The sequence below is a fragment of the Enterococcus lemanii genome (genome assembly GCF_016909125.1).
Classification (GTDB): domain Bacteria; phylum Bacillota; class Bacilli; order Lactobacillales; family Enterococcaceae; genus Enterococcus_I; species Enterococcus_I lemanii.
The window spans coordinates 1-14,529 of sequence record NZ_JAFBFD010000035.1; the positions used below are offsets into that span (position 1 = coordinate 1).

Consider the following 14,529-nt stretch of genomic DNA (forward strand, 5'->3'; position numbering starts at 1 on the left):
ACGAAAAAAGAAGCCATTGATCGAGAAGTTCGTTGGTTTCATCTAGAATTCCCTTAATTCTTAAGAAAATCGGGTTTAGTTTCCTAGATTACTCTCATTTGTTCTTATTGTAGCATTTTAACGGCGCTTTGGCTCTGTTCTTTTTAACGCTCTTCCACGATTTTTAAAAATTCCGTCTGTCATACCTCGTTTTGCGTTTCATAAAAGTATAAGTCATTGTTTTTTCATTTTCTATCCCTTTCTTTTGCATCTAGTCTTGCTTTCTTTCTATCCTATCAAAAAGCCAGTCGTGTTCCTCGTCAAAATAAAAAAAAGAAGAACGAACCGGTTAGTGGTCGCTCTTCTAAATCTTTTCTTAATAATAAACTTCATCTAAAAATAAACCATGTGCCGGTAATGTTTCGCCTGCACTTGCACGTATTTTTTGTTCAAAAATTTCCTCAATTTTTTCAATTGGCATCGCGCCTGTTCCTATTTCTAATAGCGTACCGGTTAAAATTCGAACCATTTTATGTAAAAAACCATCCCCAACAAAAGTAAAATGTAGCATGTCTCCTACTCGTTCAACCGAAATCTCTTCAATTGTACGTACCGTTGATTTTTTGGATTTTTTCAATGCTGAAAAACCAATAAAATCATGTTTGCCGGTTAATTTTTGACAAGCTTGGTTCATTTTTTCTAAATCGAGCGAGTGTCGGTAATCAAAGCTGCGGTGTCGTTCAAAAACGGTTGGTACTTCGCCATTCCAAACGTAGTAACTATATTTCTTTCCAGTTGCGTTATAACGAGCATGGAAGCGCTCGGGTACTTCTTCGACTTTTGTAATGACAATATCTCGTGGTAAATATCGGTTCAAAAAGTCACGTATTTCAAGTCTAGATAGCACCGTGTTTGTCTTGAAGTTGGCGACTTGACCTTTGGCGTGTGTACCGGTATCTGTTCGGCCCGAACCAATAATTTCAATTTTTTCGCCCGTCATTTGACTTAAAACACTTTCAATTTTCCCTTGAATCGTTTTTTCAGAATCGCCTAGACGTTGCCATCCAAGATAACGGCGCCCGTCATAAGTAATTGTTAATTTAATATTACGCATAAATACTCCTTTTGGATACAAATTTCCCTCATTTTTTCTTCCCTTATTATAGCACACTGATTCTCACACTCGCTTGATTCTAATGACGTCGAAATGACTATTCTACTTTTGATAATAAAAAGAATTTTGATTGTTTATAGTGATAGTAAAGCTTTGAAAAATTGAATAAGTCCCCTTTTGCTAAATAAGCTTCATCTTCTAAAATTAAAACCGGCATCCCTTTTGTTAACTGTAAGACTTCGGCAACGCTATCTTGCATGCATTCATCGCAATAAATAAATTTATCTGAGAACCCTAGATTCAATCCTACATTTTCTTTTAAATAGCTATAAATCGAGCCTTCAATGATTTCTTGATCTAAATAAGGGACTTGTTTTTTTCGATAATAAGAATATTCCATAACAAATGGTTGATCTTCTAAATAACGCAAACGTTCAACAAAATAAAGTTCTTCTTCTGGATCAATCTTTGTATCAGTTGGATAAAAATGCGCCTCTTTACCAGTCACAACAGATAACTTCGCTGAAATAGTCGTTAATTTTTTCCCTTTGTGACGTGCTGCATTGGTTAGTCCCGTCGTATCGTTCAGTGTCACATACTGATTTTGCTGACGTTGACGAATAAAAGTGCCTTTGCCTTGTGCTTGGTAAACGAGCCCTTGAGCTACTAGACTCGCTAACGCATTTCTTAACGCATAACGAGTGACCCCATATTGCTTGATTAACTCTGGCTCACTTGGCAACTTCCCCATTGCGGATTCAAAAATACCTGAATAAATATCAGCGATTAGTTTTTCTTCTAGTTCTTTTGCGTTCATTTCGTTGCTTCTCCTTGCTTAATCGTCCTTGTATTATACCACTTACTTCTAGATTTTTGTATAAAAGCAACGAACTGTCACTCTGGCTAAAAATTACCTCTTACCCTTCATCAGGAAACCAGTGTTTTGTTTTATTCGCAATCGCAACAAGCATTAGCATAACTGGAACTTCCGTCAAAACGCCCACCGTTGTAGCTAATGCAGCTGGACTTTGTGTGCCAAACAGAGCGATTGCAACAGCAACGGCTAACTCAAAAAAGTTGGACGCACCAATCATACCGGCAGGAGCGGCGATATTATACGGTAGTTTAAAGTAGCGGCTTGAAAAATAAGCAATAAAGAAAATCAAAAAAGTTTGGATAACCAAAGGAATCGAAATTAAGACAATATGTAGGGGATTCGCTAAAATCATTTCTCCTTGAAATGAAAAAATGATAACTAAAGTCAACAAGAGTCCAAAAATGGTTACTTGATTAAATTTCGGAATAAATTCTTTTTCAAAATAAGTGACTCCTCGTCTTTTAGTGATTAAATGCCGCGTTAAAATACCAGCAATTAAAGGGATAAGTACAAATAAAACAACTGATAAAATCAAAGTATCCCAAGGAATACTAACCCCACTGACTCCTAATAAAAAAGCCACGATTGGGGTAAAAGCAACTAAAATAATTAAATCATTCGTCGCAACTTGAACAACCGTATAAGACGCGTCACCTTTTGTTAAATGACTCCATACAAAAACCATTGCTGTACAAGGTGCCGCTCCCAATAATATTGCCCCTGCTAAATAACCTTTCGCTAATTCAATTGGAATCAAACCTTTGAATACTACAAAGAAGAAGAACCAAGCAATCCCAAACATCGTAAACGGTTTGATTAGCCAGTTCGTCACCCAAGTCACGAACAAACCTTTGGGATTTTTTTTAACATTTTTAATACTTTGAAAATCAACTTTCAACATCATTGGATAAACCATCAACCAAATTAGTAATGCAATTGGGATAGAAACTTTGGCGTACTCAAATTTATTCAAAAAAGTTGGAATACTCGGAAGCCATTTTCCTATAAAAATCCCTATAATCATGCATAACGCAACCCAGATGGTTAAATACTTCTCAAAAAAACCAATCTTTCCTTTCCCTTTACCACTCATCTATTTTCCCTCCAAAAAAAGTTTACAATGCCAGTATTACTAATACTCAACACTTCCAGCGAAAATCCATCGGCCGTTTAATCACAGCAACGACTCCCCATACTTACCGCATTCGGTGTGGTCATTTCTTTTAAAAGCGTAACTGCTGTTTCACTTCCACTTTTGCTCAACCTATAATGCGTCCATTTTCCTTCTTGACGGCTCTTAACCAAACCGGAATCACATAAAATTTTCATGTGATAAGAAAGTGAAGATTGTGCCATTTCAAGTTGTTCACTTAATAAACAAGCGCACTCTTCCCCTGATTTAAGTATTTCTAGAATTTTTAAACGCCTTTCATCACTTAAGGCTTTAAAAATTCTTATTTTGATTTCATACCTGTTTTCCAAATTACTCACCTCACATCGAAAATTATTGATATGTATACTCTATCGTTCAAATCGAAAATTGTCAATGTGTGTCTAAAGCTTCAAAATCGCTTCGCCCCTGATTAAATGATAAATAACAAGTTTAAGTTGAATAATTTGAGTTCCAAATTAAGATTGTTGTATACTGTCTTCATAAATTCTAAATAGAGGAGCACTTTATGAAAAAAATTAATTATCTTACAATTACGGAGCAACAATTGGTCGATATTCGTCCTCAACATGCTTATCAAACGGGTCATATCGAGTACTCAGTCAATTTAACTCCTAAAAACTTCAAAAAATTAGCAACTACTTTACTTGCCATAGATAAACCTCTCGTCTTTGTATTAAGCAAAGACGAAATAAATAACTTACCAATGCTTGAAATTTTGGTGAAAGAGCTAGGGTTTCAACAATTAGAAGGTTATTTACCTATTACGGAAGTCCCAAATGAGTCTTTAAAAGTAGCAAAAACCATTACAGCGAGTGCTCTTTTAGAACAGACAGAAGACGATTATATTTTACTAGATGTGCGTGACCAAAGTACTGTGACCATTCCAGCACCTGAGAAAAATCTCGTAAAATTGGCCATTAAAGATCTAGCTGATACCTATACTCAACTTCCCCCTAATAAAACAATTTACACATTATGTGGTTCAGGAAATAGTGCTACCACTGCCGCTTCTTTTCTAACTAAAAAAGGTTGGCAAACAGCGATTGTCGAAGGCGGTGCTAATGCTATTCAAAAAAGCCAACAACGGTGATTCAATGGCTTGTTAATTTATTTTTCTGACTAAAATCGATTAAATTATGCAACAAAAAAAGCCGCCAGTTAACGGCGGTTTTTTTATGATTATTCGTTCGTTAAATCTTCGCCATTGGTCGCAATTACTTTTTTATACCAATCAAACGACTTTTTCTTGCTACGATTCAAAGTACCGTTGCCATCATTGTCACGGTCAACATAAATGAAGCCATAACGTTTTTTCATCTCACCTGTTCCTGCACTCACAAGGTCAATGCAACCCCAAGTGGTATAACCTAACAAATCGACACCATCAAGTTCTACGGCATCTTTCATTGCTTGGATGTGTGCAGCTAAATATTCAATGCGATAATCATCCACCACGTAGCCATTTTCATCGGGAATATCGACTGCTCCTAATCCATTTTCTACAATAAACAATGGTTTTTGATAACGATCATACAAGTTATTCATCGTAATTCGTAACCCTAGGGGATCAATTTGCCAACCCCATTCACTTGCTTTTAAATAAGGATTTTTAATTGAAGCAAAAATATTCCCAGATGTCTTAGCCAGTAATTCAGGGTCTACTGAACTTACTCGTGAAGAATAGTAAGAAAATGAAATAAAATCAACCGTATGATTCTTTAATAATTCTAAATCGCCGTCCACCATTTCAATTTGGATACCTTCTCGTTCTAAGCGTTTCAGCGCATAAGCCGGGTATTCGCCTCTTGATTGAACGTCAATGAAGAAATAATTTTCATGATCAGCTTGTTGCGCTTTAAACACATCTTCTGGATTACAAGAATAGGGATAATAACTACCTGCTGCTAACATGCAACCGACTTGGTTATTAGGGTCTACTTCATGCGCAATTTTTGTCGCAATCGCACTTGCTACTAATTCATGGTGCGCTGCTTGATATTTGACTTGTTCTTGGTTTTCACCTGCTTCAAAATAAAGACCTGCGCCCATAAACGGTGCGTGTAAAATCATGTTAATTTCATTAAATGTTAACCAATATTTGACTAAGCCTTTATAACGCGTAAATAATACACGGCAAAGGTTTTCATAAAAACCAACCAGTTCACGACTACGCCAAGCGCCATATTTTTCAACTAAATGCATCGGGCAATCAAAGTGCGTAATCGTTACTAAAGGTTCAATGCCATGTTTATGACATTCTTTAAATAAGTTTTCATAAAATAATAGTCCTTCTTCATTTGGTTCTTTTTCGTCCCCTTTAGGGAAGATACGACTCCAAGCAATTGATAAGCGATACGTTTTAAAGCCCATTTCACCAAATAAAGCAATATCTTCTTTATAACGATGATACATGTCAATCCCAACTTGAGCAGGATATGTATAACCTTCTTCAAATTGAAACATTTTCTTTTGCCCGGTAATCACAGCATTGCGGTCTTTGCCTAAAGGGGCTAGATCAACGTTGGCTAATCCGCGTCCTCCCGCTTGATAACCACCTTCACATTGGTTAGCAGCCGTTGCACCACCCCATAAAAAATCTTCTCTAAATCCCATACAATAACCTCCTATAACCATTTTTATCTTTCATCACTCAAAGAAATGAATAGCCACACTTTCAATCATTCGAATGTTTACTTAGATTAATTTAATTATACACTCTTTTACTTGAAATGTGTAAGGAGATCTTTAATAAAAGCGATAAAAAATAAAAAACGCTCATGATTTATTAAATACATGAGCGCCAATTTGATAGGTTATTATAAGTTTCTTTTTTAGTAAATGATTCTGCTTTTACTTAATCTCACTAACTTCTATTTTGTTAATTATAGCGTTTCCTGTAATTTCAAATAACGAGCCTTCCCCTGGTTTTTCCTCGTAAAAAGTCATCGTCATCGTCTGACCATCCTGTGTAATTAACTCAATTGAGGTCGTGTCTCGAATAAGCTCTAATGTAAATTCATTTTGTTTAAGTTGAACTGGTACGGTTCGTTTTGTTAGAATTTCAAGCTCATCACCAGGAAGTGCCTCGCCCATTTGTTCTCGACTAAGCGTCAATTGTTCTTTTTTAGCATCGTAGTATAACGCTAAATACCCCTTTGCTGACTTTGCATAATTTATCTGAACGACGCCTTCTTCAGGCAGTGTCAGCTGGATTTTTAAATATTGTTGCGTGTTCACTAAATTTGCTTGATAATCTTCTTTGTCTAAAGAGTGATTTTCTACAACCGTTTGTAATTCTAATTGTTTAAGAAACGTTTCTGGTATGCTTTGAACTAAACAATTATCAACGACATGTAACTCGCGCGGTAAAGTCATTGCGCCTGCCCAACCATGGTTTCTTTCGTGGGTCGGCATTTTTCGCTTCCACATTTGCATCCATGCAACCATGATCCGCTCTTCATTTGGACCTAAACAAGTTTGAGGGGCATAAAAATCTAATCCATAATCAATTTCATGGGCGTTCTCTACTGCAAATTTCCCTGTTTCCCAATTGACTTCTCCAATAAAGGCGATGGTTGAATTTAAATTCCAATAGGCATGTTCTTCGCGCTCATACTCTATTGGTGACATAATAAGCACGTCTTTCCCATCTAAATGGAACAAATCTGGACATTCCCACATCACGCCTTGTTTTTTTGTCCCTTCTAATAAAACTGATACAAATGACCAGTCAAATAAGTCAGCTGATTTAAACAATAAAATTTGGCCACGCTTATCAAAAGTTTCAGCTGCAACAACGCAATAATACGTCTCTTCTTTTTTAAATACCTTAGGATCGCGAAACTCTTCAATTTTTGCAACATTGGCGATGTGAGGTTCAGAGATAACTGGGTTACCAGCATATTTCTCAAAAGTAACGCCATCTGTTGATACTGCCAAACACTGCACTTCTCGGCGGAAATCACCTTCTTCAACATGACCCGTGTACATTAAATAAAGTTTGCCATCTTTTTCAATGGCGCTACCAGAAAAACAACCCCCGCGATCGTATTCTTCAGAAGGTGCTAATGCGACAGGAAGCGCTTCCCAATGCGTAAGGTCTTTTGATTTTGCATGACCCCAGTGCATTGGCCCCCACACACTATCATACGGATAGTATTGGAAAAAAAGATGGTATTCACCTTGATAATATATAAAACCATTCGGATCATTAATCCAACCAACTTCACCCATCAGATGAAAATGATGACGATAAAGTGGATTTATTTCTTGTAGATGTTCTTTAATAAATTCATTTGCTTTTTTTACTGCTGTTAAGTGCAATTCTTTCTCCTCCTATTTTATACCAGTACCTGAACCGCCAAGTCCTTGTAAGATATATTTTTGCGCCACAATATAAATAATAATTAATGGAATTGTTGAAATTGTTAATACAGCCATCACTTGGTTAATATACACTGGTTGTGTCGTATTGATGGTCGTAATCGCTACTTGCATTGAAAATTTACTACTGTCTGTTAAAACCATTAACGGCCAAATATAGTCATTCCAACTACTAATAAAAGATAGTACACCCACCGTTGCAATCGCAGGTTTTGACATTGGTAACATAATTTTGAAAAATATTTTAATAATCGTCGCACCATCTAAATAGGCTGACTCAATAATTTCTTCCGGTATTGCGATAAAGAAATTTCTGAAAAGATAAATATTAAAAACACTCGCCATTGCTGGTAAGATTACAGCTAGTCTTGTATTGACTAAACCTAGTGTATTCACAATCGTAAACTGAGGAATTAAAATCGTTTCAACTGGAATAATTAAAAGAGCTAGCATGATACCAAAAACTATTTTTTTTCCTGAAAAATTGATTTTAGCAAATGCAAACCCTGCTAAAGAGTTAATTAAAATGGAACCTGCCGCGAAAGTCAGGCTATAAAATAAACTATTCATCAAGTAAGTCCCTATACTAAAGCGACTAACAACTTCTTGATACGTTTTAAACCAATTTGCAGGGTTCAAACTTGGGAGAAAAGCTTTTAGCGAGCTTAAATTATTGTAAACGTCCGCTTCGGGCTTCATTGACGAAACGACCATCCATAACATTGGAAATATAAAAAGGGCGGCTAATAAAAATAATAAGGTATATTCAAGCACCATTGCTGGCCCAAATTTTTGTCTCATCTGTTAATCCTCCTTAACTAATTTTCGTTGCGCAATTGTGATTAAACCAATCATTGTCGTAAATACTAAAGCAATCGAACTAGAATAACCAACCATTCGATCAGTAAAACCGGTTTGATAAATGTAATAAACAAGGGTCATTGTCGAATTCATCGGTCCTCCTTGCGTCATTACCATTGGTTGAACAATTAGTTTAAAAGCAGAGATTAAGGTTGTTAGTACGACAAAAATGGTTGTTGGTTTCAATAATGGCATTGTAATATAACGAAATTGTTGAAATTTACTAAAGCCATCAATTTCTGCTGCTTCATACACATCTTGTGGAATATTTTGCATCCCACCTAAGAATAGTAACATTTGATAGCCTGCTCCTTGCCAAGCAGAAACAAAAACAATCGTGTACATTGCTTGTTTTGGACTCGTTAGAAATGGTTGAGCTGAAATGCCTATTTTTAGTAATAAGGTATTAATCAACCCTTCATTTGGATTCAATAAATAAAGCCAAAGAATCGAAATAACAACGAGTGACATAACAACTGGTGCAAAAAAAGCAACTTTAAAAAATATATTGCCTTTTCTTTGTTTGTTTATAATCAATGCCAAACCTAAAGCTGCCCCTAATTGAGTTGGAATAATCCAAATTACAAATTTCATTGTATTCCAGATGCTTTTTAAAAAAATAGGATCCTCAATTAACTTTTTGAAGTTTTGCAAACCGATAAACTGACGCAAATGAGGTGTTAGTAAGTAATAATCTGTAAAGGCGTAGTAAAAAACCATGCCAACAGGTATTAATAAAAAAACAGTTAATAAAATGATGGCTGGACTTAAAAAACCATACCCAATTAAGTTATCTTTTAGTGTTGCTTTCTTATCCATTTGTATCCCCCTTTTTTTAAACAAATGGGTTCAAGTAAAACTCGAACCCACTTGAAAAGCTAGCTGTTATCTTTTTGAATTCTCAATCGCTTGTTGCATTTCTTTTGCTCTTGCGTCTGCAACTTTTTGGACATCTGGGTTTTCTTTAAAATAACTAATATCTTGGATTGCTTGTTGGAAGGCACGTGAGAACTGTGGATAAGCCACTAATACTGGGCGTGCACGTCCTGATACTTGGTTTTGTTCCATTAAGATCCGCATCCCTTCGGATACTTCTTCTTTTAAAATCTCAATCGTTGAGTTACGAATTGGTAAAACACTATTTCCTAAACTCATGATACGACTTGATTCTGTGCTCGTTGCATACTTAACTAAGGCTGCCGCTGCTTCTTTTTCGGTCGTTTTTGTCGTCATCGCTAGCTGCCAACTGCCGGTTGGTGAAACAAGTTTTTGCGTCGTATCTGATACTGGGTAAGGTAAAATACCATATTCAATCTCTTGATAGTTTTCGTCTAAATCGGCCATTGTCCAAGACCCACTTAATAACATTGGGTATTTCCCTGTTTCAAATCCTTTTTCAATTGGGGTAATCGTTGTAATGCCTTCTTTAACTAAATTTTGAATAAATTCTAAACTTTCAACTGTTTTGTCTGAATTAAAATACCCTTCTGCTTCTGATCCATCTTCATTTACAACTTCACCGCCATTTGACCAAATGAATGGTGTATAAGCGTAGGTCGCCATCTCATCATGAGAAGCAAGTTGTAAGTCAATTGCTGGTGTTGCAAATTTATCTTTTAGTTTTTTACTAATTTCTTCAAATTCACTCCATGTCCAAGGGTTTTCAAGCGTTGGTAATTCATTGTCGGCAATTCCCGCTTCCGCAAACATCTTTTTATTATAATAAACCCCTACATTTGATTCTGAATAACCAAAAGCATAAAATTTCCCATCGTAAGTTCCTTGTTGTTTAATACTATCCAACACGTCATCCATATCTGCATCGTCTAAATATTCATCTAAAGGAGCGATTACTTGTGATTTAGCATAAGCTGCAGTATTGGGACCATCTAAAGTGATTACATCTGGCAAAGTATTCGTTGTAACAGCTGCGTTCACTTTATCTTCATATCCGCCACCACTTCCGCTTCGGGGAATGAATTCCGTTACAGCTTTATATTGGCCTTCGTATTCTTTATTAAATCCATCAATAATTTCTTTCCAAGCTTTTCCTTCAGCGGTCTCATCAGAAAATTGAACCCATACTTTAATATCTCCTGGGTTGCCTGATTTTGCTGATTGGTCGCCTTTACCACAAGCGCCTAAAGCAAGTGCTGTAACTGCCAATGCCACATATTTCCAACTTTTTCTACTCTTCATTTGTTTTCCCCCTCTTCATTTGAAACGTTTCAAGTTTGTTTTAAAAAAATATGAAACGTTTCATTTACAAACAGATAATATCATTGGTAGCGTTTTCTGTCAACTCCTTTTTTTAGATTTATTTCAAAAAAAATGGTTTGACTCAAAAAATCCCCCCTCTCATTCATTATTAATGGTTGTTTTACCTGGCTTGAAAGTTACTGGTAAAATCGTCCTTTGTTCAAAACTATTTCCGGTAATTAGCGCAAGTAACGTCTGAACTGCAGCTTCTGCCATCTTTTCAATTGGTTGAGCAATGGTTGATAATTCGTATGGAAATTCATTGTTTTTACGAATCCCATCAAAGCCAATAATCTGATAATCTTCGACTACTTTTTTATTTAACTTCGTCATAATTTGGATTGTTTGCAAGGCAACGAGATCATTAATTGCAAAAATCCCATCCACTTCAGTATTTTCTCGCAAAAAATCTTCTAATTCTCCTGATAAATAGTCAATCGGTTCTAAAGGCGTAAATTTGACAAAATCGATTTGATTGGTTTCGCAATAATGAATAAAGCCATGTTTCCGATTTTGCGTTTCTGTCGGATAAACAGAAATAGCCCCAACAAAAGCCAGTTTTTTACATTGTCGTTTTACTAATTCCTCTGCTGCTATCTCGCCTCCGTGAAAATTGTCAGACGTCACATACGTCACTTCTTCAGAAAAGTGGCGATCAATAGTCACAAAAGGTAATTGTGAGGAGACATAGCGATCGATATCAGAATAAGTAATCCCAATAATCCCATCAACTTTACTTTGGCGAACCATTTGAATGTATTCGTTTTCTTTTTCTGCATCGCCATCAGAGTTACAAAGAAATAACTTATACTTATTTTTACTCAAGTATTCTTCAATATGATACGCAAATTCCGAAAAGAAAGGATGCCATATACTTGGTAAGATAAGCGCCACGGTATGACTACGATTGGTTTTTAACGCACGCGCATTTTCATCAATCTCATAATTTAATTCTTCAATGGCTTTTAAAACTTTTTCACGCGTGGCCTCTTTTACGTGAATTTTATTAATGACTTTTGAAACACTTCCTAAACTGACACCCGCATATTTAGCGACATCTTTCATTGTTACTTTCATCTTTCTTATTCCCTTCATTACGCAAAAGCTTCATGCAGCTAAAAGCAGATTGTCCTTTATGCGCTTGTTCATTGTATAGATTATATCACTAGTGGTGCACAGAAAACATTTTATAATTAACAGAATTATCTGAAAATGATAACTCCTCAAAAATTTTAAAAAAACAAGTGCTGGCGCAGAGGATGACCTTTTTCCAGAAATTTTTATCCATTATTCAACTAAAACAGAAGTGACAACGACATCTAACTGATCAACTACTCGAACGAAATTGATCGAGCCACTGATTCACAGACTCAAACTTTAGATAGTGAAAGGCTCTTTTTAATTGAAAGAGGGTGGCAGTCGTGTTTAATTCAATCTTGACTAAATACGTAAGCAACGTCGCGATCAAAGTCAGAATCACTTGATTAATCGCGCCTTGTTCACTTTGCGAATAAAGTCGTTTAATAGTTAGATTTTGTTTTAAATGCTTAAAAAACAACTCAATTTGCCATCTTGCTTGATACATATCGGCGACTTCGCTGGCTGAAACATCAAAGCGATTGGTGACGTGTCGAAAACGCTCGGTCACATAGCCCACACCACCACCGAGAGTAACTTGCTGGTCACTGATGATTTGCCCATCAATGGTTTCTGGTTGTTCGACGCTTAATTGGTCTAAAACAGTGATTCGAGTGTTGGACTTTGTTCTTGTGACAAAGAAATAACCATCATGATGTAAACGATCGAGTAACTTGTAGTCAAAGTAACCACGATCAACGACATACGTTGCCTCCGCTTTGTTCACGAAATATTCAAGCTGCGTTCGGTCTTGCTCTTTCGCATTTGTTATCGTAAAACTTTCGGGATATTGGTTGTCTTTATCCAAGTAACAGAGGTTTAAATGCAACTTAATTCCTGCTTTTGTTTGACGAAATTCCGCGCAAGGAAACCATGTTTTGTTTAAGGGAATGGTCGTTGAATCAATCAATTGAAGGCTAGAGGTTTTTGAACTTGGCCGTTGTTGCGCAACTTTTTGTACGAGCCTTCCAAAGATTTCCATCAAAACCTCTGTTTGAATTTCTGTCCCCCTGCGAGACAAAGAGCTATGAGAAAGGGAATCGATGCCCATTTATTGGCACAATCGTTTGTCCATGAACGCGCGTCCAATTTCACGATAACTCGGTAATTCTTCGTAAACTGCATGCAAGAGAATCTTGAGCGTTGTTTCAAAATTGAGTTTCTTGTGATAATAATCAAAATTTTTAATGGTTATTTGGGCTTCTTTTGATAGTTCGTTAAATTCTATTGCAGAAACCCATTTCTTAAAGGCTGTTTTTTTGTTATACTTATCCATGTGTGGGTCCTTTTTTTATTGGTCTTGGATAAGTCATCCTTGATTCAGTATAAAGGACTTTTTTTGGTTTAGATAGTGATTGATCAGGTTTTTTAGTGCGAAATGATCTTTGTACCACTAGTGAGATTATATGACAATAATCTATACGTAGCGTATCATAGAAACATGTGAACTACTCACCACTTAGCTAAACCTGTCGGTTCTTGACGCTTGAAGTGGGCGCTTCTTGGGAATAGAGCATACTTGCAAGCGTATTTCTTTACTCACAGCGGTGTCTCTTATTTACCAAGCTATCCCCGTAGTTCCTACGGTTCTTGATTACATCTAAGTCAATTGTTTTAGTCGCAGACCTTCCGTCAAAATATTGAGACTGGCATTGATATCTCGGTCATGATGCGCATGACAAACAGGACAAGTCCATTCGCGGATTTCGAGCGTTTTCTTGCCATCTTTATGTCTACATTCTGAACAGATTTGGCTGGAAGGAAACCATTTATCTATTTTGATCATTTCACGCCCATACCAGTCCGCTTTGTATTGTAGTTTTATCACAAAGCTAGACCATGAGACATCCGCAATACTTTTAGCTAGTTTATGGTTACGCAACATCCCTTTTACGTTTAAGTTTTCAATACAGATGGTATCGTGATTTTTGATAATGTCTGTACTTAACTTATTCAAAAAGTCGTTCCGTTGATTGCTAACCTTTTCATGTAATCGTGCGACTTTTCGCTTTTGTTTTTGGTAATTCTTCGCGTCAAAAAGATTCACCCCTTTCTTCTTAGCCAATAATGCACGTCTTGATAACTTACGCTGTTCACGTTTTAGTTTCTTTGCCATTTTTGACGTGAATTTGTTGTTACTAATTTTTTGACCATCAGAAAGAATGGCAAAGTCCGTGATGCCAAGGTCAACGCCAATAGCAGAATCGGTTTTAGGGAAAGCGACCATTTCTTCTTTACACAACAAGGAAATATAGTATTTACCACTTGAATGACGTGATACAGTGGCAGATTTGATTATTCCTTTCGGTTGTCTATGGAGCTTAATTTTGATGAAAGACTTCAACTTAGGAACTTTGATAAATTTATTATCAATCAAAGCCACGGTGCCATTCTGATTATTGGTAGTATAACTCTGAACAGGATTTTTCTTGCTTTTGAACTTTGGAAAACCAACCGATTGATCACGAAAGAAATTCTTATAGGCTTTGTCTAAATTGAGCTGTGCATTCGCCAATGCAAGACTATCTACTTCCTTCAAAAACGGAAATGCTTCCTTATATTTAGCGGGTGTTGGAAAGGTCATTTTTTTGGCAGAATCCTTTTTCGTTTCCTCATAAGCTTTCATTCGGTCGCTAAGCATCAGATTGTAGACCTTACGGACACAACCAAAAGACTTAGCAAAGAAGATTTCTTGCTCTTCCGTTGGATAAATTCTAAACTTATAGGCTTTTAGTCGTTCCATGA

Annotated in this window: 12 protein-coding genes and 1 pseudogene; 1 reads left to right on the plus strand and 12 read right to left on the minus strand. The window is 36.3% G+C overall.

From position 1 onward, the window contains the following. Positions 1-355 precede the first annotated feature (355 nt). From truA to JOD14_RS10030, 4 genes are all read right to left on the minus strand, one after another. On the minus strand, positions 356-1,093 hold the full coding sequence (gene truA / locus JOD14_RS10015; RefSeq protein ID WP_204654677.1) for a tRNA pseudouridine(38-40) synthase TruA: 738 nt from the start codon (positions 1,091-1,093) through the stop codon (positions 356-358). A gap of 97 nt (positions 1,094-1,190) precedes the next feature. Further along, complete coding sequence (locus JOD14_RS10020; RefSeq protein ID WP_204654678.1) at positions 1,191-1,910, minus strand: GntR family transcriptional regulator; 720 nt, start codon at positions 1,908-1,910, stop codon at positions 1,191-1,193. A 100-nt stretch (positions 1,911-2,010) separates the two neighbouring features. After that, positions 2,011-3,063 carry an ACR3 family arsenite efflux transporter gene (gene arsB / locus JOD14_RS10025; protein WP_204654679.1) on the minus strand — a complete coding sequence of 351 codons (1,053 nt, stop codon included), beginning with the start codon at positions 3,061-3,063 and terminating at the stop codon, positions 2,011-2,013. A gap of 77 nt (positions 3,064-3,140) precedes the next feature. After that, positions 3,141-3,452 carry an ArsR/SmtB family transcription factor gene (locus tag JOD14_RS10030; protein ID WP_239576169.1) on the minus strand — a complete coding sequence of 104 codons (312 nt, stop codon included), beginning with the start codon at positions 3,450-3,452 and terminating at the stop codon, positions 3,141-3,143. 197 nt (positions 3,453-3,649) lie between these two features. Here JOD14_RS10030 and JOD14_RS10035 point away from each other — a divergent pair, with 197 nt between their 5' ends. Continuing rightward, entirely contained in the window at positions 3,650-4,234 is a 585-nt protein-coding gene (locus tag JOD14_RS10035) for a rhodanese-like domain-containing protein (protein ID WP_204654681.1), read from the plus strand. Between the two features lie 89 nt (positions 4,235-4,323). Here JOD14_RS10035 and JOD14_RS10040 read toward each other — a convergent pair whose 3' ends face one another. The 8 genes and pseudogenes from JOD14_RS10040 to tnpB all read right to left on the minus strand — a co-directional run bounded on the left by JOD14_RS10040 (position 4,324) and on the right by tnpB (position 14,527). Continuing rightward, positions 4,324-5,757 carry a 6-phospho-beta-glucosidase gene (locus tag JOD14_RS10040; protein ID WP_204654682.1) on the minus strand — a complete coding sequence of 478 codons (1,434 nt, stop codon included), beginning with the start codon at positions 5,755-5,757 and terminating at the stop codon, positions 4,324-4,326. Positions 5,758-5,994: 237 nt separating this feature from the next. After that, positions 5,995-7,467 carry a glycoside hydrolase family 32 protein gene (locus JOD14_RS10045; protein ID WP_239576170.1) on the minus strand — a complete coding sequence of 491 codons (1,473 nt, stop codon included), beginning with the start codon at positions 7,465-7,467 and terminating at the stop codon, positions 5,995-5,997. Between the two features lie 12 nt (positions 7,468-7,479). Further along, positions 7,480-8,328 carry a carbohydrate ABC transporter permease gene (locus tag JOD14_RS10050; RefSeq protein WP_204654683.1) on the minus strand — a complete coding sequence of 283 codons (849 nt, stop codon included), beginning with the start codon at positions 8,326-8,328 and terminating at the stop codon, positions 7,480-7,482. 3 nt (positions 8,329-8,331) lie between these two features. Further along, positions 8,332-9,207, minus strand: a complete 876-nt coding sequence (locus tag JOD14_RS10055) for a carbohydrate ABC transporter permease (protein WP_204654684.1) — start codon at positions 9,205-9,207, stop codon at positions 8,332-8,334. 66 nt (positions 9,208-9,273) lie between these two features. Next, positions 9,274-10,587 (minus strand): ABC transporter substrate-binding protein, encoded by a 1,314-nt coding sequence (locus JOD14_RS10060; RefSeq protein WP_204654685.1) that lies wholly within the window; start codon positions 10,585-10,587, stop codon positions 9,274-9,276. 159 nt (positions 10,588-10,746) lie between these two features. After that, the gene (locus JOD14_RS10065; protein ID WP_204654686.1) at positions 10,747-11,724 is read right to left on the minus strand and encodes a LacI family DNA-binding transcriptional regulator; all 978 of its coding nucleotides are present in this window, start codon (positions 11,722-11,724) and stop codon (positions 10,747-10,749) included. Positions 11,725-11,974: 250 nt separating this feature from the next. Continuing rightward, positions 11,975-13,060: pseudogene (locus tag JOD14_RS10070) on the minus strand (IS4 family transposase). Positions 13,061-13,384: 324 nt separating this feature from the next. Beyond that, on the minus strand, positions 13,385-14,527 hold the full coding sequence (gene tnpB, locus JOD14_RS10075) for an IS200/IS605 family element RNA-guided endonuclease TnpB (RefSeq protein ID WP_204654687.1): 1,143 nt from the start codon (positions 14,525-14,527) through the stop codon (positions 13,385-13,387). Between the last annotated feature and the right edge of the window lie 2 nt (positions 14,528-14,529).

Bases quoted from the DNA above. Each gene is read 5' to 3' on its own strand.
- truA (WP_204654677.1), bottom strand. From the start codon at position 1,093: ATGCGTAATATTAAATTAACAATTACTTATGACGGGCGCCGTTATCTT.
- JOD14_RS10020 (WP_204654678.1), bottom strand. From the start codon at position 1,910: ATGAACGCAAAAGAACTAGAAGAAAAACTAATCGCTGATATTTATTCA.
- arsB (WP_204654679.1), bottom strand. From the start codon at position 3,063: ATGAGTGGTAAAGGGAAAGGAAAGATTGGTTTTTTTGAGAAGTATTTA.
- JOD14_RS10035 (WP_204654681.1), top strand. From the start codon at position 3,650: ATGAAAAAAATTAATTATCTTACAATTACGGAGCAACAATTGGTCGAT.
- JOD14_RS10040 (WP_204654682.1), bottom strand. From the start codon at position 5,757: ATGGGATTTAGAGAAGATTTTTTATGGGGTGGTGCAACGGCTGCTAAC.
- JOD14_RS10050 (WP_204654683.1), bottom strand. From the start codon at position 8,328: ATGAGACAAAAATTTGGGCCAGCAATGGTGCTTGAATATACCTTATTA.
- JOD14_RS10055 (WP_204654684.1), bottom strand. From the start codon at position 9,207: ATGGATAAGAAAGCAACACTAAAAGATAACTTAATTGGGTATGGTTTT.
- JOD14_RS10060 (WP_204654685.1), bottom strand. From the start codon at position 10,587: ATGAAGAGTAGAAAAAGTTGGAAATATGTGGCATTGGCAGTTACAGCA.
- JOD14_RS10065 (WP_204654686.1), bottom strand. From the start codon at position 11,724: ATGAAAGTAACAATGAAAGATGTCGCTAAATATGCGGGTGTCAGTTTA.
- tnpB (WP_204654687.1), bottom strand. From the start codon at position 14,527: ATGGAACGACTAAAAGCCTATAAGTTTAGAATTTATCCAACGGAAGAG.